Source organism: Mesorhizobium sp. WSM4833 (assembly GCF_055811095.1).
The window spans coordinates 320,077-339,252 of record NZ_JBVVQG010000007.1 but is presented as its reverse complement, the minus strand read 5'-3'; the positions used below and the strand labels follow the sequence as shown (position 1 = coordinate 339,252).

At 61.1% G+C, this 19,176-nt stretch carries 19 protein-coding genes; 5 read left to right on the top strand and 14 right to left on the bottom strand.

Going from position 1 to position 19,176, the window contains the following annotated elements; genetic code table 11:
* Window positions 1-100 precede the first annotated feature (100 nt).
* Window positions 101-1,111 carry an ATP-dependent DNA ligase gene (locus AC0L2D_RS16815; RefSeq protein ID WP_473541584.1) on the bottom strand — a complete coding sequence of 337 codons (1,011 nt, stop codon included), beginning with the start codon at window positions 1,109-1,111 and terminating at the stop codon, window positions 101-103.
* A 148-nt stretch (window positions 1,112-1,259) separates the two neighbouring features.
* Here AC0L2D_RS16815 and AC0L2D_RS16810 point away from each other — a divergent pair, with 148 nt between their 5' ends.
* The 3 genes from AC0L2D_RS16810 (at window position 1,260) to AC0L2D_RS16800 (ending at window position 4,052) form a co-directional block, all read left to right on the top strand.
* Window positions 1,260-1,925 carry a LysE family translocator gene (locus AC0L2D_RS16810; protein WP_473541583.1) on the top strand — a complete coding sequence of 222 codons (666 nt, stop codon included), beginning with the start codon at window positions 1,260-1,262 and terminating at the stop codon, window positions 1,923-1,925.
* Between the two features lie 249 nt (window positions 1,926-2,174).
* Window positions 2,175-3,470 carry an Nramp family divalent metal transporter gene (locus AC0L2D_RS16805; RefSeq protein WP_024502351.1) on the top strand — a complete coding sequence of 432 codons (1,296 nt, stop codon included), beginning with the start codon at window positions 2,175-2,177 and terminating at the stop codon, window positions 3,468-3,470.
* An 87-nt stretch (window positions 3,471-3,557) separates the two neighbouring features.
* Window positions 3,558-4,052, top strand: a complete 495-nt coding sequence (locus AC0L2D_RS16800; protein ID WP_013533214.1) for a hypothetical protein — start codon at window positions 3,558-3,560, stop codon at window positions 4,050-4,052.
* A gap of 74 nt (window positions 4,053-4,126) precedes the next feature.
* On the opposite strand, the gene katE is transcribed toward AC0L2D_RS16800, so the two are convergent.
* A complete protein-coding gene (katE, locus tag AC0L2D_RS16795) occupies window positions 4,127-6,238 on the bottom strand; it encodes a catalase (RefSeq protein WP_473541582.1) in 2,112 nt (703 codons plus the stop codon).
* Window positions 6,239-6,529: 291 nt separating this feature from the next.
* Here katE and AC0L2D_RS16790 point away from each other — a divergent pair, with 291 nt between their 5' ends.
* Window positions 6,530-7,093 carry a sigma-70 family RNA polymerase sigma factor gene (locus AC0L2D_RS16790; RefSeq protein WP_013533212.1) on the top strand — a complete coding sequence of 188 codons (564 nt, stop codon included), beginning with the start codon at window positions 6,530-6,532 and terminating at the stop codon, window positions 7,091-7,093.
* Here the strand turns inward: AC0L2D_RS16790 and AC0L2D_RS16785 are convergent, their stop codons facing one another.
* The 10 genes from AC0L2D_RS16785 to AC0L2D_RS16740 form a co-directional block, all read right to left on the bottom strand.
* Window positions 7,094-7,270 (bottom strand): hypothetical protein, encoded by a 177-nt coding sequence (locus AC0L2D_RS16785; RefSeq protein ID WP_081714227.1) that lies wholly within the window; start codon window positions 7,268-7,270, stop codon window positions 7,094-7,096.
* Window positions 7,271-7,575: 305 nt separating this feature from the next.
* Complete coding sequence (locus AC0L2D_RS16780) at window positions 7,576-8,490, bottom strand: class I SAM-dependent methyltransferase (RefSeq protein ID WP_473541581.1); 915 nt, start codon at window positions 8,488-8,490, stop codon at window positions 7,576-7,578.
* 3 nt (window positions 8,491-8,493) lie between these two features.
* Window positions 8,494-9,480 (bottom strand): GNAT family N-acetyltransferase, encoded by a 987-nt coding sequence (locus AC0L2D_RS16775; protein ID WP_473541580.1) that lies wholly within the window; start codon window positions 9,478-9,480, stop codon window positions 8,494-8,496.
* Complete coding sequence (locus AC0L2D_RS16770) at window positions 9,477-10,607, bottom strand: glycosyltransferase (protein WP_275955641.1); 1,131 nt, start codon at window positions 10,605-10,607, stop codon at window positions 9,477-9,479. The genes AC0L2D_RS16775 and AC0L2D_RS16770 overlap by 4 nt, the downstream gene beginning before the upstream one ends.
* Before the next feature lie 25 nt (window positions 10,608-10,632).
* Window positions 10,633-11,565, bottom strand: a complete 933-nt coding sequence (locus AC0L2D_RS16765) for a glycoside hydrolase 5 family protein (protein WP_027164026.1) — start codon at window positions 11,563-11,565, stop codon at window positions 10,633-10,635.
* The gene (locus AC0L2D_RS16760; RefSeq protein WP_473541579.1) at window positions 11,558-12,319 is read right to left on the bottom strand and encodes a TIGR04290 family methyltransferase; all 762 of its coding nucleotides are present in this window, start codon (window positions 12,317-12,319) and stop codon (window positions 11,558-11,560) included. Before AC0L2D_RS16760 ends, AC0L2D_RS16765 begins: the two co-directional genes overlap by 8 nt.
* A gap of 2 nt (window positions 12,320-12,321) precedes the next feature.
* A complete protein-coding gene (locus AC0L2D_RS16755; RefSeq protein WP_024502357.1) occupies window positions 12,322-13,125 on the bottom strand; it encodes a sugar phosphate nucleotidyltransferase in 804 nt (267 codons plus the stop codon).
* Window positions 13,125-14,225, bottom strand: a complete 1,101-nt coding sequence (locus AC0L2D_RS16750; protein ID WP_024502358.1) for a CgeB family protein — start codon at window positions 14,223-14,225, stop codon at window positions 13,125-13,127. The genes AC0L2D_RS16755 and AC0L2D_RS16750 overlap by 1 nt, the downstream gene beginning before the upstream one ends.
* Before the next feature lie 14 nt (window positions 14,226-14,239).
* Complete coding sequence (locus AC0L2D_RS16745; protein WP_024502359.1) at window positions 14,240-14,836, bottom strand: histidine phosphatase family protein; 597 nt, start codon at window positions 14,834-14,836, stop codon at window positions 14,240-14,242.
* Window positions 14,833-15,936: an inositol-3-phosphate synthase gene (locus AC0L2D_RS16740; protein ID WP_013533202.1), complete on the bottom strand. Its 1,104-nt coding sequence runs from the start codon at window positions 15,934-15,936 to the stop codon at window positions 14,833-14,835. The genes AC0L2D_RS16745 and AC0L2D_RS16740 overlap by 4 nt, the downstream gene beginning before the upstream one ends.
* A gap of 155 nt (window positions 15,937-16,091) precedes the next feature.
* On the opposite strand from AC0L2D_RS16740, the gene AC0L2D_RS16735 reads away from it, so the two are divergent.
* A complete protein-coding gene (locus tag AC0L2D_RS16735) occupies window positions 16,092-17,834 on the top strand; it encodes a hypothetical protein (RefSeq protein ID WP_473541578.1) in 1,743 nt (580 codons plus the stop codon).
* A gap of 9 nt (window positions 17,835-17,843) precedes the next feature.
* On the opposite strand, the gene AC0L2D_RS16730 is transcribed toward AC0L2D_RS16735, so the two are convergent.
* Window positions 17,844-18,029 (bottom strand): hypothetical protein, encoded by a 186-nt coding sequence (locus AC0L2D_RS16730; RefSeq protein WP_013533200.1) that lies wholly within the window; start codon window positions 18,027-18,029, stop codon window positions 17,844-17,846.
* Window positions 18,030-18,122: 93 nt separating this feature from the next.
* On the bottom strand, window positions 18,123-19,169 hold the full coding sequence (locus tag AC0L2D_RS16725) for a UDP-glucuronic acid decarboxylase family protein (RefSeq protein WP_013533199.1): 1,047 nt from the start codon (window positions 19,167-19,169) through the stop codon (window positions 18,123-18,125).
* Between the last annotated feature and the right edge of the window lie 7 nt (window positions 19,170-19,176).

The following is a 19,176-nucleotide window of genomic DNA, read 5'->3' as shown; positions in this document are numbered from 1 at the left end:
GTAGCTCCGGGTGGATGGTGTCCGAACCGGTGAATCCCGAGTTGGTTCCTTCATCGCAATAAATCGTGACAAGTTTCTGGGGCGATCTTCCTGGGGCGGTCTATTCGATCTGCTCGAACGTGCATTGCCGTGGCGCCTTGTCGGGGCGCCAGCGCAGCAGTTTGGTGCCATGGCGAAACCGATTGCCGGTGACGTGGTCGAAGCGGACCTCCACCACCAGTTCAGGTTCCAAAGGCTCCCATTGTCCGCTGCGCTCCGTGCTCCAGCGGCTCGGGCCGCCAGGCGCCTTGCCGGTGAATCCGGGCTCTGACCGCAGCGCCTCCAGCCGGCGCGTGAGCGCTCCTCTGTCGGTCCTGGCGATGGTCGACGTGAAGCCGACGTGATCGAGCTTGCCGTCGTCATTGTAGAGGCCGAGGAGCAGTGAGCCGACCTCACGGCTATCCGCGAGATAGCGGAAACCGCCGACAACGCAATCGGCGGTGCGCCTCGGCTTTACCTTCACCATCGCACGTTCGCCGCACAGATAATGCTCGTCGAGCACTTTGGCCACGATGCCGTCGGTCGATGCATGGCCGGCCCCGTTCAGCCATCGAGCCGCCGTCGCTGCATCATAAGTGCACTTCGACAGGCGAAGATCCGGACTGTTCGAGGAGGTCACGAAGTCCTCGATCGCTCGCCGCCTTTCGACAAGTGGTTTGCCCGTGATGACCTCGCCGCCCGGCCTGGCAAGCATGTCGAAGAGGATCAGACTGGCAGGCGTCTGCGAACTCAGTTTGCGGATTCTGCTTTGTGCCGGGTGAAGACGCATCTGCAGCGCCTCGAAGGAAAGCTCACCGTCCACCTCGATGACAATCTCGCCGTCGATGACGAAATGCCCGCGCTTGAGGTCACGCAGGATCTCCGTGATTTCCGGAAAATAGCGGCCGAGCGGCTTGCCGGATTTGGCGCGCAGGTCAACGGTGTCGTCGCTCTTGAAAGCAAGGCAGCGGAATCCGTCCCATTTAGGCTCGTACTGCCAGCGGTTCCCATCCCTTGGGATTGCATCGGCAAGCCTGGCCTCCATCGGAGACGTATCCAGCGGGAGCGGGAAGGGGTTTATCGGTTCATGCACGGATCAGGCCTCCAAAACCGGTTCAGGAACGGCTCCGGCTTTTCAACTTCCAGGACAGCACCGCGTTCCATCTGACGGGTTCATGGCAGGTCCTTCGCGATGGACATTTTCATTTGCCGCCGGAACCCGGTGACGGCTGGCCGCTTTGATGTCATCGGCGGCGCGAAAGGAGATGCCCATCGACCTCTCATTGTGGACAGCTTTTGTCGGAACCGTCATTCTGATGCAGGTGCCGCCAGGCCCCGACAGCATGCTGGTGATGGCCCGCGGCATCGGACACGGGCGCGGCGTGGCGTTGTTCACGGTACTCGGCATGACGCTGGGCGCCGGACTGGTGCAGCTTCCGCTGATTGCATTCGGCCTGTCTTCGCTTGTCCACGCCTCGCCGGTGGCGTTCAATCTGCTTCGATGGGCCGGGGCGGCCTATATCATGTGGCTGGGTTTCCGGCTGCTGCTTTCAGCCTCGGCAACCATTCCCACAGGTGACATCAAGGCCCTGCGGCCGCTCGCCGCCGCCCGGGAAGGAATGATCGCCAATCTGAGCAATCCCTGGCCTTTGATGTTCATGGTTGCGTTCCTGCCGCAATTTGTCGACCCGCATGGGGGCTCCGTCACGTTGCAACTGGTGCTGCTTGGCGCAACACAGAAGATAACCGGTGTGCTGGTGCTGGGAGCCTACGCCTTGGCATCGGGCGCGGTCGGCGCATGGGTCATGCGGCACCCTCGCGCAAGGCTTTGGCAGCAGCGGCTCGCCGGCTGTCTCATCATCGGCCTCGGCGTGCGGATGGTGATCGGCGGCAGTACGAGCCGCTGACTTCAAGAAATAGCTTGCCACGTCGCCTGAAGGATTGGCTTCGACACAAGCATTGTCTTCTTCAGGGGGACGGAGCATTCGCTTTGACGTTCGGCTCCGCCGCCGTCGCGGGCCGGGACCGTGTCCAGGAACAAAAAACCTGACCGGAGGTTCGAACCTCGATCTCAATGCAGCTGCAACGCTTCATCGCCATCCGATTGGAATGTTCGTCATGATTTCTTGCGTGGCCTCGGTAAAGACGCGCCTTCAATGAACAAGCCGCCTGAGAATGCTGGCCAAAGGGAAAGCAGGCGAAAAGGGGGCGACGTCGTTCGGGCGCTTGGGCTTGGCCTGATCACCGGCGCGGCCGATGACGACTGCTCGGCCATCGGTACCTACGCAAGCGCCGGAGCGCGGTTCGGCCCCGACCTGCTGTGGACGGCACCTGTCACGCTGCCGATGATGTATCTCGTCGTCTACCTTTCATCCAAACTTGGCCAGGTTTCGGGTCGCGGGCTTTTCCAGGTCATATCGGACTTCTATCCGCGTTGGCTGCTATGGTCCGTGCTGGTGGGCGTGCTGATCGGCAACACGATCGAGGCAGCCGCCGACCTTGGCGCCATGTCGGCGGCTATTGTGCTGTTCGTTCCGCTGCCTGCTCCGTTGGTCGTCACTGCCGTTGCGGTCGTCATTTTTGCCCTGCAGGTGCTCGGGTCGTACAAATTGATCCGAAATGTGTTCCGGTGGCTGGCTCTGGCTCTGCTTGCCTATGTGGTCTCCGCAGTGCTTGCCAAACCGGATGCCGCTTCCGTCCTGCGTGGCACGCTGTTGCCACAAATCGAGTTCAGCCGAGAGTACCTGTCCATCCTCGTCGCCATCGTCGGGACCACCCTCTCCGCATACCTTTACACGTGGCAGTCCAATCAGGAGGTGGAGGAGGAGATCGCCAAGGGTCGAACGAGCCTCGAAGAGCGCAAAGGCGCCACCGAGGGTGAACTGCGCCGATCCCGCCGCGATATCCTGATCGGCATGACGTTCTCCAATCTGATCATGTATTTTATCATCCTTTCGACCGGGTCGACGCTCTACAAGGCCGGACACACGCAGATCGAGACAGCGGCACAGGCGGCCGAAGCGCTGCGGCCGCTTGCCGGCGACGCTGCCGGCATTCTCTTTGCGGCCGGTGTAATTGGCGTCGGCTTTCTGGCCGTGCCGATCATGACCGCTGGCGCTGCTTTCGATTTCGCCCAGGCGATGGGATGGAAGAATAGCCTGCATGCCAAACCCCGGCAGGCTCCCAAATTCTACATCGCGATCGGGGTCATAACGCTGGTGGCGGTAGGCCTCAATTTCTTCGGCTTCAACCCGATGAAAGCTCTCGTCTGGTCCGGCATCGTGCAAGGATTTTCAACGCCGCCGCTACTGCTTCTCATCCTCATCATGACCAACAATCGCAAGATCATGGGCGACAAGGTCAACAGCACAAGCACGAACATCCTGGGCGGCGTGACGACCCTGGCGATTTTTGCGGCGTCGGCGGGATTGGTGGCAAGCTGGTTCCTGTAGCTCGCATGGCATGACAGATGTTCAGGCACGGTGGAACATCGGCGGTCAAATCCCGTTGAGACGCTTGTGGGAGAAAGGAGGTTGTCCATGTCAAAGTTGCAGGCCGCAACTCCGGACCGTTTAAGGCAGCTCAGGCTTGAAGCTTCAGCACATTTCGCTCCGTTGATGCTGAACGAAGCCCTGTTGCGCCTTTCCCATGCCTGCGGAGGCGACAGCCTCGACCGCTTCGAGAAAGCCATGGTTGATCAAATCGAGGCTGCCAAGGACGATCGGGCCGATTTCGAAACGATCAAGGAACTCGCGATCGAGCAGCTTTACGCCCTGGTCCGGAACGCCAACGATTCGCCGAAAAAGAAACAGTCGCTGGAGAAGATCGACACGCGCAGAACGCCCGGCCGGTCCGAAGAACCACGCACGCTCGAGGACCAACTGCAGGCGGGGTTGGAGGATTCCTTTCCGGCGAGCGATCCGCCTTCGGTGGTGTCCACGACCATTTCAGGCGGAGCAAAGAAGCTGGTCGGGACCGACGAGGTCCTGGAGAAGCAGCGGCGACAAGCGTCCAGCAAGGAAGATCGCTCGTAGACCGCGGTGCCGGCTGGGTTGGCGGCAAACCAAAGAGTGCGGACGCGCCAACGGAAACAGCTGACGCCATCGCATCAAAGCTTGACAGCCACCTCCCGCGCCCAGAGCCGCAGTTTGCGGCATGACTGCACAAACGCAGCTACCGAAGCTGCCGAATCCAGCCGCCTCAGCCCCTCATCGGCATCGGGAGCGACGCCTGCTTTGATCAGGAGCGGCTCGGCCCCGGAGGTGAAGCCGATGAACTTGCAATGCGCAAACGCATCAGACACGAAATCCTTCGCAGCGGCCTCCGTGACCAGTAGCTCGGCGCCCGCCTCGGAGAGGAGCAGCACCACCGCGTCGAACAAAACGGATGGACCGCCGTCGATCATGTGCCTTGCTTCGATGTGGGTGCCGTCGGCGGCTTCGACGCCGCCCACCTTGGGCGCAACCACCTCCATCACCGCGCCTTCCGCTTCGATGGCGGAACGAAGTTCCTCAAACAGCGCGACATCGGCTCCATCGCTGAGCATGACACCGACTTTGCGGCCTTCGAAACTGTCGGGCCCGTTTTGGATGATGCTGAGCGCCGGCGACGGCGGCAAGTCATCGCGCGGTGGAACGGCGGCTTCGGCAGGTTCGGGCATGTCACGGATGCCGAGCTTGTCGGCGACCGTGGTCGCCAGCGTTTCATCGATGTTCAACAAATGCGAAGCCATGCGTTCGCGGATCGCCGGCGCCTGGACCTTGCTCAGTTCAAACGTCAGCGCCATCGCGATGTGACGCTGCTCCGGTGGTGTCTGGCTGTTGAAGAATTGCCGGGCCTGGCTGTAGTGATCGGCGAAGCTCTCCGCGCGCAGACGTACTTTCTGCCCTTGTTCGGCATCGGAGAAAGAACGGAAGCCACGCTGCGGATCCTCGCGCGGTCCCAGTCCCCATGAGTTCGGTTCATAGTTAGCGCGACCGGCCGGATTGCGCATAGCCATGTGCCCGTCCTGTTGAAAATGGGCGAACGGGCACTTCGGCGCATTGATCGGCAGATGGGTAAAGTTCGGACTGCCCAGCCGCTTCAATTGGGTATCGAGATAGGAAAAGTTGCGGCCCTGCAGAAGCGGATCGTTGGAGAAATCGATTCCGGGCGGCACATTCTGCGTCATGAATGCAACCTGCTCGGTCTCGGCGAAGAAATTATCCGGCATCCGGTCGAGCACCAGCCGACCGACCGGAATTGGTTCGAGAACCTCTTCGGGAATGATCTTCGTTGCGTCCAGGATATCGAAGTCAAAACTGTCGGCAAACGCCTGATCGAACAGTTGCACCGTCAACTCCCATTCCGGGAAATTGCCGGCCTGTATGGCCTCCCACAGATCGCGGCGATGGAAGTCGGGATCGGCGCCGTTGATCTTGACCGCCTCGTTCCAGACCACCGATTGCATGCCGAGCTTGGGTTTCCAGATGAACTTGACGAAGGTGGATTCGTCCTTGGCGTTGACGAGGCGGAACGTATGCACACCGAAGCCTTGCATGAAGCGGAAGGAACGCGGGATGGCGCGATCCGACATGATCCACATCACCATGTGCATCGATTCCGGCATCAGGCTGATGAAGTCCCAGAAACTGTCGTGCGCCGTCTGTGCCTGCGGAAAAGCACGGTCGGGCTCCTGTTTGGCGGCGTGGATCAGATCGGGAAACTTGATGGCGTCCTGGATGAAGAAGACCGGAATGTTGTTGCCGACCAAATCCCAATTGCCTTCCTTGGTGTAGAGCTTGACCGCAAAGCCGCGCACGTCGCGGGCGAGATCGAACGAGCCCTTGTTGCCGGCAACCGTCGAGAAACGAACGAATGCCGGCGTCTTTTCACCAGCTCGCTGGAAAATGTCGGCACGTGTGTATTTGGCCAGTGAGTCGTAGGTCTCGAAATAACCATGCGCGCCATAGCCGCGGGCATGGACGACCCGTTCCGGGATGCGTTCGTGGTCGAAGTGGAAAATCTTCTCGCGAAAGTGAAAGTCTTCGATCAGCGATGGTCCGCGTTCACCGATCCGCAATGTGTTTTGGTCGTCGGAGACAGGCGTTCCGAGCGCCGTGGTAAGGACAGGCGTGTCGTCTCCCGCAATCTGGTGCAACTCGCCGCCATTTCCGCGCGCGCTATTCTGATCCAGTCCACTTGCCGATTGGCGAGCGGAGGGGCGAGCGGATTTGGCCATGACAGGTCCTCGATCGATACTGGAAGGTTGAAGTGGCAAGCCATCAAACTGCCGGTGAACGGCTTTGTTCCCGTAAAAAAGCGGACGCTGTTAGATACCACTGTCGAAGGAGGCGTCGCTGCTGCGGCGATGGTATGCGCCGATCGCATGACAGACATCTCCGCCCGCGAAGAATTATGAAGAGTTGTCTCCAGCAAGAGGAACGAACCAAACTTCCATGCATTTAGCTGAGGCTGCGTTCACACACTCTTTCTGCTGGGAGCTGGACCATTGTCATCCGGAGGCTGCCTTTTGGCCGACCAGGAAACCAATGAAGTTTCCATCGTTGACCTGATACCCGCCCTGCGGGCATTCGCCCGCACCTTCTGCCGCGTCCCCGACGATGCTGACGATCTCGTGCAGGAGACACTGACCAAGGGGCTCGCCAACATCGACAAGTTCGAACCCGGTACGCGAATGAAGTCGTGGCTCTTCACCATCATGCGCAACACCTATTATACCCGGGTCAAGATCGCTGCCCGGGAGGCGCCAGGCCTGCTCGACTGCGCCTCTTCGAGACCAATTTCGGAAGCCACCCAGGAATGGACCGTTCAGAGCAGGGAAGTTCACGGCGCCATTCAAAGACTGCCTGAACACCAACGCGAGGTGCTGATGCTGATCGGCGTTTTGGGAGTGAGCTACGAGGAAACCGCCGACATATGCGGTTGCGCGGTCGGGACGGTCAAAAGCCGCCTGAACCGTGCGCGCGCCAACATCCTTGAACTCCTAGGGGAGAGTTCGCTGGAGACATTGATGGAGAGGAGAAACCAGCTGTCGGACGGTCAGCTCGACGTCGAGGTCGACAGCCGCAGATAGTCAGTTGTTCACGTCGCGCCGACGCTTCTCGACGAGCGCGTTCTGCAATTCGATCGCCAGCTTGGTGAGGCGGTCCGGAATCTTTTCCTGCTCTATGGCTGCCAGCAGGGAGGCAATCTCCCGATCCACCGCCATCTCGACATGCGGATCCGCGGTATCGTCGCTCGAACGAGACATCACATTCTCTTGATAGCGGTCCCTTGATCGTAGTGTGGTGATAAGCGCCCGGCATTACAAGCCTGTGTCCACCGCCGAGAAGCTGACCGGCGGACCCTTGCACAGGTTTATTTCCTTGCTCCTTCGTCGCCCCGCGGACCACAGGCCCGCGCGGTGGCGTTCAGTCCTTCGGCAATCGATTAGCGGCGTAATCCTTCGGACTTGATCCGATTGCCGTCCAGCCCGCGCTCCTCCTTCGAATCGAGGACACTCGTTGGTGCCCTTTGCTCGACGTCCGAACTGGCATCGTGCTGTAATGTTCCGTCTCACCGAGCGAGCAAAAAAGCGTTGCCATCCCATGATCGAAACGGCTTCTCACCGTCGATGAGGACCCGCAATTGATGAGCTTGCGCCAGACGGCCGATATCGTCGCGGTCTGAGAAAAGCGATCCGCGATAGGAATAGTTCAGCAAGGCGAGCCAGCCCGGCCGTTTCAGAACGCGCGCAATTTCTTCGAAATGCCGCTCTGCCATGCCGGCCAGAACCAGATAGGGAAAGCTGTCGACCGCCAGCACGCAATCGAAACTGGCATCGTCGAAATCGGCCAGATCGAGACCGGAGGTTTGTCGTAACTCGACATTGCCGAGTGCGGCGCATTGCTCTGAGGCGATGGAGATCATTCGCGACGATATATCGATACCGACCATCCGCTTGAAGGATCTGCACAGCGCACGCTCGAAACGGCCGATGCCGCAACCGATGTCGAGAATGCTCCGTTCCCTTCCGGTGAATTCTCGGGCTTCCAGCCATGCGACGATTTCGTTGGTCGTGGCTGTGAGCCTTTCCTCATCGCCGAGGGATGCCAGTTGGACACTCGCGGCTCCCGAAATCGCTGCCGCGGCATCGAAGCTGGACGCCAGCCGCATGACGACAGCGGCATTCGTCTCGTCCTCATTGCGCTCATGGCGAACGGCGCCGCCCGTCGCTCGCAACATGGCAAAGACGTCTGGTTTGCAGCGCAGCAGTCCGGCGACCTTCCGCAATCTTGCCGCGTCGCCGGTATCCGCCGGACGGACTTTCAGCACGACCTCCGCCAATTCCGCTGCCCCAATTGTGGGCGGCAGGTGGAGCGCCAGCCTGACGAGAACACCTTCGGCGCAAATACCGTCGGCCATGCAGTCTTCAACCGCCAGCCTGACCGACGTCCGGTGCTGGGCGCCTTTCGGTGCGGTTACACTCATGGGTCAACTCCGCGTCCAGACCCTGCGCATCGTCCACCTGTCGGCGGCGCCCCAGCCATATTTGTAGGCCTCCTGGCCGCGCAGGAAATCGAACTCGCGCGCATCTTCGCGGATCGACTCCGCGATTGCGTGGCCAATCAGGATCGCGCCCGGGCTCTCCTCGGCATAAGCAGGGTCGAACCCACCCAGATAAGCGTAGGCACGGCCGCGGTGGTGAAATCCGTAATAGGCACCGATGGTCCTGCCATCGATCGCGAGCAGCCAGCATCGCACCAGACCATGAGCATCGAGCAAGGGAAGCGAGAGCCGATGGAATTGCTCGACGGCGGGGTTGGCCAACACACCCCCTCCGTGTTCGGCCCATCGCACATTGTGCAGGCGGATCAATTGATCGAGGAAGGTTTGCGGACTGCCGCTTGCCGATGACAGCGCAATCCGGCCGCATCTTGATGCGGCCTGGCGCGCCCGACGCAACTGGCGTCTGCGTCTTGCGGGGACGCAGCCTGCCAGCGTTTCGTCGCCGGCGATGGCGAGCACGGGGCAGGCGGCATGGGCGGTCGGCCGATCAATCTCGGGATGCTTCATCGCAAGGGCGACGCTGTCCTGCGGCAAGTCCGACAAGATCCACTGCGCCCACCTGATCGAGAAGATCGACTCGGTGATAATGCCGACAACCTCGGCTTCGATCCCAGGGACAGCCAGGATGTCCAGATAGTCGCTGAGCGAAATGCCGACCGGAAGCAGCTTCGAACCGGCCGTCCCGTGCTCGAGATAGAGCGGCGCCAGCCCGACCAGATCGCCGCCGCGCCAGACCGCGACTGTCGCCAGTTCACCGGGTGCGAATGCGTGCCACCATGGCACCAGCCAGGCGGGAGATTGAAACGGCGTCGCCGAGGGACTCTGCTGCCACAGTTTCCACCAGTGCGGCGTCAAGGCGTCGAACTGCGCGGGGTCACCGATGATTTCGCAGCGCAGCACCGCTTTGCTCACGGCGTCGCAGCCAAGCGCCGGCGACCAGTGCCAAGCTGTGCCAGCGCCTGATAGGCATCCATGTAAGACGAGATCATCCGTTCCAGCGAAAATCGCCGTCGCGCTTCGGCCCTGCATGTCTCGGCATCCAAGCTGGGCGCCGCAAGAATGGCTTGGGCCATCTCGTCGACCGTGTCGACGAGAAAGCCCGTTCTGCCGTGCTCTATGACGTCGGGAAGCGCACCATTTGGAAAGGCGACTACCGGGGTCCCGCAGGCGAGGGCCTCCATGGCCACAAGCGAGCTGGTCTCGGCTGCGAGGCTCGGAATGACCAGACAGCGCGCTGCGTTGAGAAAGCGTCGCTTGGCGGTGAAGCCGAGCGGGCCAAGGAAGCGGCGGCGGCCATCGAGGCGAGATTGGACCTCGTCGCGAAAGTACCGCGTATGTGTTTCGTAGGGATAGACCTTACCGCCGACGACCAGCGGAACGCCTGCCAGTTTGGCTGCATCGAGCGCCAGGTGAATGCCCTTCTCCGGGCAAACCCGGCTCAGAACCAGGGCAAAGTCGCGCTTCGGCTGCGGCAGGTTCAGTGCTTGGATGTCGACGCCGTTCGGAATCGGTGCCGTCAGCCTGGCGCCTGATGGCGCGGTTTTCTGCTGGCTGGGCGAGACCGCATGAAGCCAGAGGTCGCCACGCGTCGGGCGCAATGCCGCGGCCGGATACCAATCCAACGGCAGGTGGAGGGTCACCAAGGTCGGACCATCGTCGGGCAGATAAGCGTCGAAATCGATGCCGTGCAGATGAACCACATCGATGGGCCATCGGGCGCGGGCAGCGGCGATCGCTTTGCGATGGGCCTCTTGCGCGCGGCGCTTCGCCGCCTCGTCGAGCATGCCGTTTTCGGCCGGTATTTCCACAAGCGTGCCGCTCGTGCTGGAGCCACGGCAAGCAATGACGATAGATCGATGGCCGGCGTGAACCAACGCCCGATCGAGCATCGACAGAACCTGTTCGGCACCGCCGACAGCGTCGGGTCCGACGGGCGCGAGAGGGTAGGCGACATTGAGGACGGTGAGTGTCGCGGCCGGTTGCGTCCCGGTGCCCTGCGCCGCATCCCCACCTGTCAGTGGTGTTGCGAAGTCCGGCATCTGATGCATGGGCAGCATGACGATTTCACGCGGCCGAGGCCCGCCGCGTGGGGAGCGAGGCGGATGTCATGCCAGGCGCATAGCGGCGGATCATGGTTGAGCAGAATTCCGCGAACTCCTCCGGCACCAGTGGCGGGCTGGTGTGGTGGGGCATCATTCCGCGATGCTGAGGTGTGAAGCAGAAGGTGACCGTCACGTCGAAATCGGCGAGTGCTTCCATCTGCCGGTCGAACCAGTCCAGCGCATTCGGCCGAAAACTGTCCGCCCAGGAAAGCCCGGTACGCATATTGGTGACACCCAGCCGCTTCATCCAGGCGACAGCGTCGTCCAGCCGCGGATCTTCGAAATGAAACCACTGCACCAGTCCCATTGCGGGTGTATAGCGCAGGAATTCCTCCAGCGCGGGCTTTGGCGTGCCGTCCTGGCGCAGCAGCCCCATATGGAAATGACGGTAATAAGAGGAGCCTTCGGCTTCGCGGTGACGCGTCGTTGCTTCCCATTCACGCGGAAGATCGTAGAGGCTGTACCACTGGACGCGTGGTGCATTGCCGAGCAGCAATTCAGCTGTTCGCTTGAGCCCCCAGACCTGGATTTCCTCGGCGCCGAAGGTCGATACGCCGACTTCGCTGACCCAGATGGGAAGGTCGGTGACGGTCGCGATCTCGCCGATCTTCTGCGGCCATTCCTGGATTTGCCACAGGTTCCAGTCGAGCGGAAAGCCGTGCACGGCGACGGCGTCGACATGATCCAGCACGCCGAATTCCTTCATGCGGGTGATGAATCCCGGGTCTATCGGCGAGATGCCACCGAGCACTTTGGTCAAAGCCGGGTTTTCAGATGCGATTGCGTCCGCCGCCAGGATTGCCATCCTGGCGAAGCGGCTCCAGTCGGGGTCGAGCTCGGGATCCCAATGCGATTTGTTGTTGGGCTCGTTCCAGATCATCGCGGCTTCAATCATGGCGCTGTCCTTTCGAGGGGTAGACGGGACCGCCACCGGCCGGGTCGCCTGCGGCCCGGCAGAAATAGACCTCCTGCTCAGGGTGCAGAACGATCTCGAAACCGGCGCTGCGCAGCATCGCTTCGGTGCAGGCTCGATTGGGTATCCACCAGTTGGTCGGGTCGTCGGCATAGCGGTGCTCGATGAAATGGAGCTTGGGAAATTCCGGCCGGTCGAACAGGTCATGCGTCCAGAAATGATAGTTCTCTTCCATCTCGGGAAGATCGGTGCTGCCGCGCTGCATGGACTGGAAGATCATCAGATCACCGGCGACATGCTCACGGATAAGGTCGAGCGCAAGCAACGGGTGGCGCAAGTGATAAAGCACCCCCATGAACAGCACGATATCGAATGTTTCGCGCAGGGCGCCGACGTCGTAGACCGACAGTTTCTGGAATTCGATCTCGCAATTGGCGATCTCGGCGGCAAAGCGGGCCTGCGCCAGATAAGCCTCATCGAAATCAATGCCGAGGACACGGGCAGCACCTCGCCGTTTCATCTCGATGGAATAGAAGCCGGCATTGCAGCCGATATCCAACACCGTCTTGCCTGTCAGATCCGCGGGAATGGCCTCGGCGAATTTGCGCCATTTGATCAGCGGGTAATTGCCGAGAAAATGGTTGGGAGCGGTTTCGACACCGGCCAGTTCCATGTTGTGGAACCATGGGCCGAGAGCATCGATACGGCGGCGGATTTCGGCATGGGAATGCAGCATGGTCAGGCTCCTTCGCCGGGAACGACAGGCACATGCGGGTGTGCTCCACCCACAAGCATGGCGGTTTGGCGTTGTTCGGATGCGACGCCCTCTTCGAGCAGCCGAAGAGCCGTGCGATAGCCGTTGAAGGTGCCGACATCGACGTAGGAGACTCCGGCCCTGACACCGTAGGCTTCACCGCCGGCAGCCAGATAGGCATTGATCAGGGTGCCGATATATTCGTCACGCCGGTCCCGTTCACGCCAGAGTGCAGCGAGTTGGTGCAAGATCCGGCCCGGCATCTTGAACGCCCCCCAGATCCAGTTCGTGGCAGCGTCTTGCCGCTTGACCTGAATTTCCTTCACCCGATCTCCCTCGTCGAGAACCACGGCATCGAAAAATTCCGGGCGGTCCACCGGGAAGAGCAGAAACGATAGGGAACTATCCGGCAGGCAGGAGAAGCCGTCCTCGGGGAACCAGATCGTATCGGGCAAACCAATCAAAACCGTCTCGTCGGGCGCGACGAGAGGCGCTGCCCGAAAAATCGCATCGCAAAGTCCAACAGGGTTGGGCTGCACCACGAACAGAGCGGCAGCGTCACCATAGCCGGCGGCGTAATATTCGAGAATGTCGGATTTGCCCGATCCGATGATGAAACAGATCTTGTCGACGCCGGCGCGCACCATCCGCCGCACCAGGTACTCGCTCACCGCGCAGGGACGCTCCGTCTGTCCATCGATCCGACTGCCTACCGGCAGCAGCTCTTTCGAGAAGCCGAGCGGTTGAATGCGGCTGCCGCGCCCGGCAGCGGGCACGATGCCCAACATCAGACTGCTTCCATCATCGGTTCGCGGGGAGATCTTTGAAAGGCGTCGTTTAGAATGTGGTCCAGCTCCGCCGCGCGCCGGGCAGAAGTGTGTTCGTCCAGAACCCGTTCGCGCGCACGGGTTCTGATGGCATCGAGTTCATCTGCCGGCAAGGCGAGCGCCGCGACCACGTCATCGGTGTCGTGGGCCAGCAGGATCTCGCTGCCGGGTTCGAAGAAGCTGCTCAGGCCAGGCCAGGTGTCGGTTATGATCGGCACCCCGCATGCCGCCGCTTCAAACAACCGGCCCGAAGGACACCAGCCTTTTTGCACCATCGCCTCGCGGGTGACATTCAGCGTCAGTCGGGAGGATGAGAAAAACGCCGGATGATCGGCCGGTGGCAGATGCCTGACGAAGAAGATGTTGTCGCCCCACGGGAATTCCTGCGGATACTGTGCGCCGCCGATGATGAAGCGCTGATCCGGTAGACGCGCGGCGGTGCGGACCAGCAGCTTTTCGACGCCGGCCTGGCGATCCGCCGCGTAGGTCCCGAGATAGGACAGATCACCGGCGAATTCGGCCCGCTTCTCTGCCGGCCGGTGTTGGTCGGGATCGACGTGCCCATAGAGCGGCACCACATGGCGCGCACCCAGAACCGTCTTCAGCGCGTCGACCGCCGAGCCGCCGGTGTAACTCAGGACGAGGTCGAAATCGGCAAGACCCTCAGGGCCGAAATAGGGTGGACGCTCACCTTGTTCGATGCGGGCAAGCGTGACCGGAGTGTCCAGATCGTAGAACACACGCAGTCCGCGGCCTGCCTGCTGCGCCAGCCGCGAGGCGTCCACGGCGTCGGGACAATAAGAGGTGACGATAACGACATCCGATTGTTTGACTGTTTGCTCCGCGACCCGGCGGATGTCCTCCCAGTCCGGGTAGAGCACGACGTTGCCGCCGTTCAGGCGATCAAGATCGCGCGCTCCGGCATAGTAGGGCGTGTCGCGTTCGAAGAAGGTAACTGACCAGCCGCGCCGGGCGAGGGCTCGGATCAGTCCCCTCCATAAGGTGGCATGGCCGTTGCCCCATGAAGACGTGACGGTAAGACCGAAAATGACCATCTGCATCCGGCAAATCCTCGTCAGGCAACTTCGTTCAATCGGATCAGCTTCGCCCCCCAGTCCCCCGACACGATCGTCGTGATCGAAGCGGGATCGATGTCGAAGCGAAAGCAGTCGCCGGCCGGCAAGCCAAGGACCTTGCAGACGGCGGCCTTGATCACATCGGCGTGGCTGACGAGGGCGACACACTGATTCTGATGCTTCTCGTGGACAGCATTCATCACCGCGACGACGCGCTGCTGGACATCGTGCATGGTCTCGCCACTCGGTGTCCTTGCCACTTGCCGCTGATCATTCCAGGCTCGCCAGCTGGCGTCGCCATTCAGTTCATCGAAAGTCTTTCCCGACCAGTCGCCGAAGTCGATCTCGTCAAGTTCGGCGCAGATCGCGATTTCTCCGACACCGCAGGCGAGCGCAACTGGCAGCGCCGTCTCTCGGGTACGCTCGCGCGGGCTGCACAAGATCGCGACGATGGGCTCCCGGGCCATGCGGCAGCCAAGCTGCGTTGCCTGCGCCTTACCGGCATCGCCGAGGCAAACGCCGTCCATACGGCCTGCCAGATAGGAGCCGACATTTTCGTGTGCCGCATGGCGGATCAGAAAGAAGGTCGTCGTCATTCTGCGGCATCGAGCAAAGGCTCGTCCTTGCCTGCGATAAAAGCGAGCGTGCGCTGCCGCGCTTCGGCGTCGGTGAACTGTTCGGGAGGCGACTTCATGAAATAACTGCAGGGACCGGTCAGCGCGCCGGCTATGCCGCGATCGAGCGCCAGCTTGGCGCAGCGTACCGCATCGATCACCACGCCGGCCGAGTTGGGCGAATCCCAGACCTCCAGCTTGAGCTCGGCATTGAGCGGCACGCCGCCGAAGGTCGTGCCTTCGACCCTTATATAGGCCCACTTGCGATCGGTGAGCCAAGGCACATGGTCGCTCGGGCCGACATGGATGTTGCCCGGCTCCAGGGGAACATCGAACTGGCTGGCCACGGACTGTGTCTTGGAGATTTTCTTCGATTCCAGCCGCTCGCGTTCCAGCATGTTGAGAAAATCGGTGTTGCCGCCGAAATTCAGTTGATAGGTGCGGTCGATGCGTACGCCGCGTTCACGGAAGAGATTGGCTAGCAACCGATGCACGATGGTCGCGCCGACCTGGCTCTTGATGTCGTCGCCGACCAGCGGCAGCCCGCGCTGCTCAAAGCGCCGTCGCCATTCCGGACGTGAGGCGATAAAGACCGGTATGCAATTGACGAAGGCGCAGCCGGCCTCGAGTGCGCATTCGGCATAGAAGCAGGTCGCCTCCTCGGAACCCACCGGCAGGTAGGAAACCAGCACGTCAGCGCTGCTGTCACGCAGGATCTCGGTGACATTGGCAACCGGCTCGGGAGCTTCCTCAATCTCGTCGCGCAAATATTTGCCGATCCCGTCCAGCGTCGGTCCGCGCTCGACGCGAACGCCGGTTGTCATGGCGTCGGCAAAGCGGAACGTGTTGTTGGGGGCGGCGTAGATCGCCTCCGCGACGTCGAGGCCAACCTTGCTCTTGGCGACATCGAATGCGCAGACAATCTCGATGTCGTCGACGTGGTAACCGCCGAGGTCGGCATGCATCAGCCCAGGGATTGGTTCGTTGCTTTTAGCGTGACGATAGAACGAGAGGCCCTGCACCAGGGAGGATGCGCAATTGCCGACCCCAACGATACCAACACGAACCTTTTTCGATCCCACGAAACCGCCACCCTATGTTGTTCAAAGGTAAGTTCCTGGCGCCGAACCATCAGCTTGCCGGAATGTTCCTCCACCCATCGAAAAATTGCGCGAGACAGCATGGATCGAAGCCGCATCCGATGCGTTCCCGCACGGCAAGCATTGGAAACCGATCGATGATCGTCTACGGCGACCACAAGCGGACGCAGGACGCACAACAACTTCGCGAAGCAGCAGGCGAAATGGCCGTAAGACTTGATCGGATGTCTCATGGCATCCGACGCCATGCTGCATTGGTCGGACTGTTCATCAGCGTGTCGGAGCTGGTTCAGGCGCTTGCCGACGTCGATTTCGGAACCTGCGGCATCGACATTTTTTCGCCACGGCAACAGCAAGGCGCCAGGCTGCTGGTCGGACTTGCCGCCGAGGTAGCGAAGTCGTGGCGAAGCGGTTTCAACGTTGGCGGTGGCATCGATCCGGGACTTCTCAAGCTGCTGGCCGGGCTCGACTGTCAGGCCGAGGTTCTGACCGGCTCCGCCGAGGGTTATGCGCATTATGCGCTTTATCCCGAAAGCTATTTGGACGCGGCGCAGAAGTCGGGGCTCGATGCGAACACATGCGTTATCGGTGTCCGCAGCATTGGCCTTGGGCTCGCAGCTATGGTGGCGGCCTCGATTGGCGCGCCGGCGCCATTCAGCGTTCGTCCGATCGGCCATCCCTTCCACAGGCACATCAACGCCGATCCGCGGTCGATCACCGCCTGGAAGAACAATCCATCGGCGCGTTTCGCCGTTGTCGACGAGGGTCCCGGCCTGTCCGGCAGTTCGATGCATGCCGTTGTCGTTTGGCTGCGTGAACTGGATGTCGATACGGACCGCATTCACCTGTTTCCCAGCCATTCAGGCGGCCCGGGCAGCGAAGCGTCGCCGGAGGCTCGGGAAACGTGGTCGCGCTGTCCGAAACATGTGGCGACGGCGTTTGAATGCACCTTCTCCGAAAGCTCGAAAATTCCCACGCTGCGCGATTGGGTGGCCGAGGCGGTCGGCAGGTCGGAATTAAACCTGACCGAACTATCTGGTGGCGAGTGGCGGGCCGCCCACTACGCCGACGAACGACGCTGGCCGCCGAGCCCACGCGGTACCGAGCGGCGTAAATTCCTGGCGTCCGCAGGGCGTGACCGCTGGCTCGTCAAATTCGCCGGCCTCGGCGAAACCGGACCGCGCAAGAAACGAGCCGCGGCGATGTTGCATGAAGCCGGGTTCGGATCGCAAGTTGTCGCGCTTTGCCATGGCTTTCTGGTTGAACGGTGGATTGATGGCAGCACGATGGATCAGGCGCCGCTGCCCAGGGAAAAACTGATCGCGGAGCTCACAAACTACCTAACCTGGCGTGCGCTCAATCTTCGAACTTGCGAACCGGGTGCATCATTACTTGCTCTCGCGGAGATGGCTGTTTCCAATGCCTCGGAAGCCTTGGATGAGAAACGCGCAGCGACGTTGCGCGGTTGGCTCTCGAAACGGACCTCCGCGCATGTGCTGCAGCGCGTTGAAATCGACGGAAAGCTTCAACCGTGGGAGTTTCTCGTTCGTGCAGATGGCACGGTGCTCAAGACAGATGCTGTTGACCACTGCCGGGCACATGATTTGATCGGCTGCCAACCGATTGAATGGGACATTGCCGGCGCCCGCGTCGAGTATGGACTGTCCGACAGCGATGTGAGGACCTTGGTCGAGGGAATGGAACTTGCCATCGACCGTGACCACATCGGCTTTTTCGAACCATGCTATTTGGCATTCCAACTCGGGCTCTGGAGCACGGCTGCGCAATCCGAAAACGGCGGGGAAAAAACAAGGCTGGCCGAGATGGCAGACCGATATAGGATGCCGCTGATACGGTTCCTGGACGAATGCCGGATATGATCGTTCCGATCAGTCCAGCCTTCGCAGCATGTCTGCTTCCTGCTCGAGAATAGTGGCCACTTCCTCGCGCTGCAGATGCGTCATCATCAGGCTGACGCAGCACTCGAGATAGGTAATCGAGGCGCGCCGCAGATAGGCAGCGGTCTCGCGTTCGGCCATCTGGTCGATATCCCTCGAGGGGCGCTTGGGTTGCATGAGGGTGATCCTCCGTATCGGGTCCTCCTGCCAAACCACAAGCCTGGGCGGATGTTCCGCACGATCTCGGGAAAGGTTCGGCGCCATCTCGCATCACGCCGGAAGGTTCTGCAGCCCTCCGGGTGCGGGCCTCGCTCTTTTGGCAAAGCCCGTCATCTGATCGCCGATGCGGCTGCCTTCGAGAGCTGCGAAATAATCGATCGTCAGCTTGAGCCCTTCGTTGAGGGGCACCTTCGGCGTCCAGCCGAGCAGCGCTTTTGCACGCGAAATATCGGGCTGCCTGCGCCGAGGATCGTCTTGCGGCAGCGGTAGAAATCTCAGATCCGATTTGGTACCCGTCATCGCCTTCACCAACGCAGCCAGTCGCACGATGGTGAATTCTCCGGGATTGCCCAGATTGACCGGCTTGCCTGGATTGGGATCGATATCCATCAGGCGCCTCAATCCATCGATCTGATCGGAGACATAGCAGAAGGATCGCGTCTGCAAGCCGTCGCCGAAGATCGTCAGGGGACGTTTCTCGAGCGCCTGCATGATCAGGTTCGAGACGATGCGGCCGTCCGCCGGATCCATTCTCGGGCCGTAGGTGTTGAAGATGCGCGCGACGCGCACGTCGGCTTTGCCGGCTCTCAGATAGTCGAAGCAAAGCGTTTCGGCGGTGCGTTTGCCCTCGTCGTAGCAGGCGCGCGGACCGGTGCAGTTCACATGGCCGACATAATCCTCCCTCTGGGGATGCTGTTCCGGATCGCCATACACTTCGCTCGTCGAGGCCTGTAGCAACCGCGCGTCATATCGGACAGCGAGTTCGAGCAGGTTGAGCGTTCCAATCACGCAGGTTCGCGTGGTGTGGATAGGGTCGGCCTGGTAACGCGGCGGCGAGGCAGCGCATGCCAGGTTGAAGATACGCTCCACGGGCTCGCCGAGATCCAATGGCCGGCAGATATCCTGCTCGATCAATCGGAAACCCGGATGGTCCATGATCGAGATGATGTTCTCCATGCGCCCAGTCAGAAAATTGTCGGCGCAGATCACGCGCCAGCCGTTGCGGAGCAATGTTTCGCAAAGATGCGAACCGAGGAATCCCGCACCGCCGGCAACAAGCACTGCCTTTGCCCTTCGCGCGTTTCGTGTTTGTCGCATCGCCGTT

What these genes read in the sequence shown, in the direction of transcription:
- AC0L2D_RS16810 (WP_473541583.1), top strand. Translation starts at nt 1,260, where the DNA reads ATGTCATCGGCGGCGCGAAAGGAGATGCCCATCGACCTCTCATTGTGG.
- AC0L2D_RS16805 (WP_024502351.1), top strand. Translation starts at nt 2,175, where the DNA reads ATGAACAAGCCGCCTGAGAATGCTGGCCAAAGGGAAAGCAGGCGAAAA.
- AC0L2D_RS16800 (WP_013533214.1), top strand. Translation starts at nt 3,558, where the DNA reads ATGTCAAAGTTGCAGGCCGCAACTCCGGACCGTTTAAGGCAGCTCAGG.
- katE (WP_473541582.1), bottom strand. Translation starts at nt 6,238, where the DNA reads ATGGCCAAATCCGCTCGCCCCTCCGCTCGCCAATCGGCAAGTGGACTG.
- AC0L2D_RS16785 (WP_081714227.1), bottom strand. Translation starts at nt 7,270, where the DNA reads ATGTCTCGTTCGAGCGACGATACCGCGGATCCGCATGTCGAGATGGCG.
- AC0L2D_RS16780 (WP_473541581.1), bottom strand. Translation starts at nt 8,490, where the DNA reads ATGAGTGTAACCGCACCGAAAGGCGCCCAGCACCGGACGTCGGTCAGG.
- AC0L2D_RS16770 (WP_275955641.1), bottom strand. Translation starts at nt 10,607, where the DNA reads ATGCCGGACTTCGCAACACCACTGACAGGTGGGGATGCGGCGCAGGGC.
- AC0L2D_RS16765 (WP_027164026.1), bottom strand. Translation starts at nt 11,565, where the DNA reads ATGATTGAAGCCGCGATGATCTGGAACGAGCCCAACAACAAATCGCAT.
- AC0L2D_RS16760 (WP_473541579.1), bottom strand. Translation starts at nt 12,319, where the DNA reads ATGCTGCATTCCCATGCCGAAATCCGCCGCCGTATCGATGCTCTCGGC.
- AC0L2D_RS16755 (WP_024502357.1), bottom strand. Translation starts at nt 13,125, where the DNA reads ATGTTGGGCATCGTGCCCGCTGCCGGGCGCGGCAGCCGCATTCAACCG.
- AC0L2D_RS16750 (WP_024502358.1), bottom strand. Translation starts at nt 14,225, where the DNA reads ATGCAGATGGTCATTTTCGGTCTTACCGTCACGTCTTCATGGGGCAAC.
- AC0L2D_RS16745 (WP_024502359.1), bottom strand. Translation starts at nt 14,836, where the DNA reads ATGACGACGACCTTCTTTCTGATCCGCCATGCGGCACACGAAAATGTC.
- AC0L2D_RS16735 (WP_473541578.1), top strand. Translation starts at nt 16,092, where the DNA reads ATGATCGTCTACGGCGACCACAAGCGGACGCAGGACGCACAACAACTT.
- AC0L2D_RS16730 (WP_013533200.1), bottom strand. Translation starts at nt 18,029, where the DNA reads ATGCAACCCAAGCGCCCCTCGAGGGATATCGACCAGATGGCCGAACGC.
- AC0L2D_RS16725 (WP_013533199.1), bottom strand. Translation starts at nt 19,169, where the DNA reads ATGCGACAAACACGAAACGCGCGAAGGGCAAAGGCAGTGCTTGTTGCC.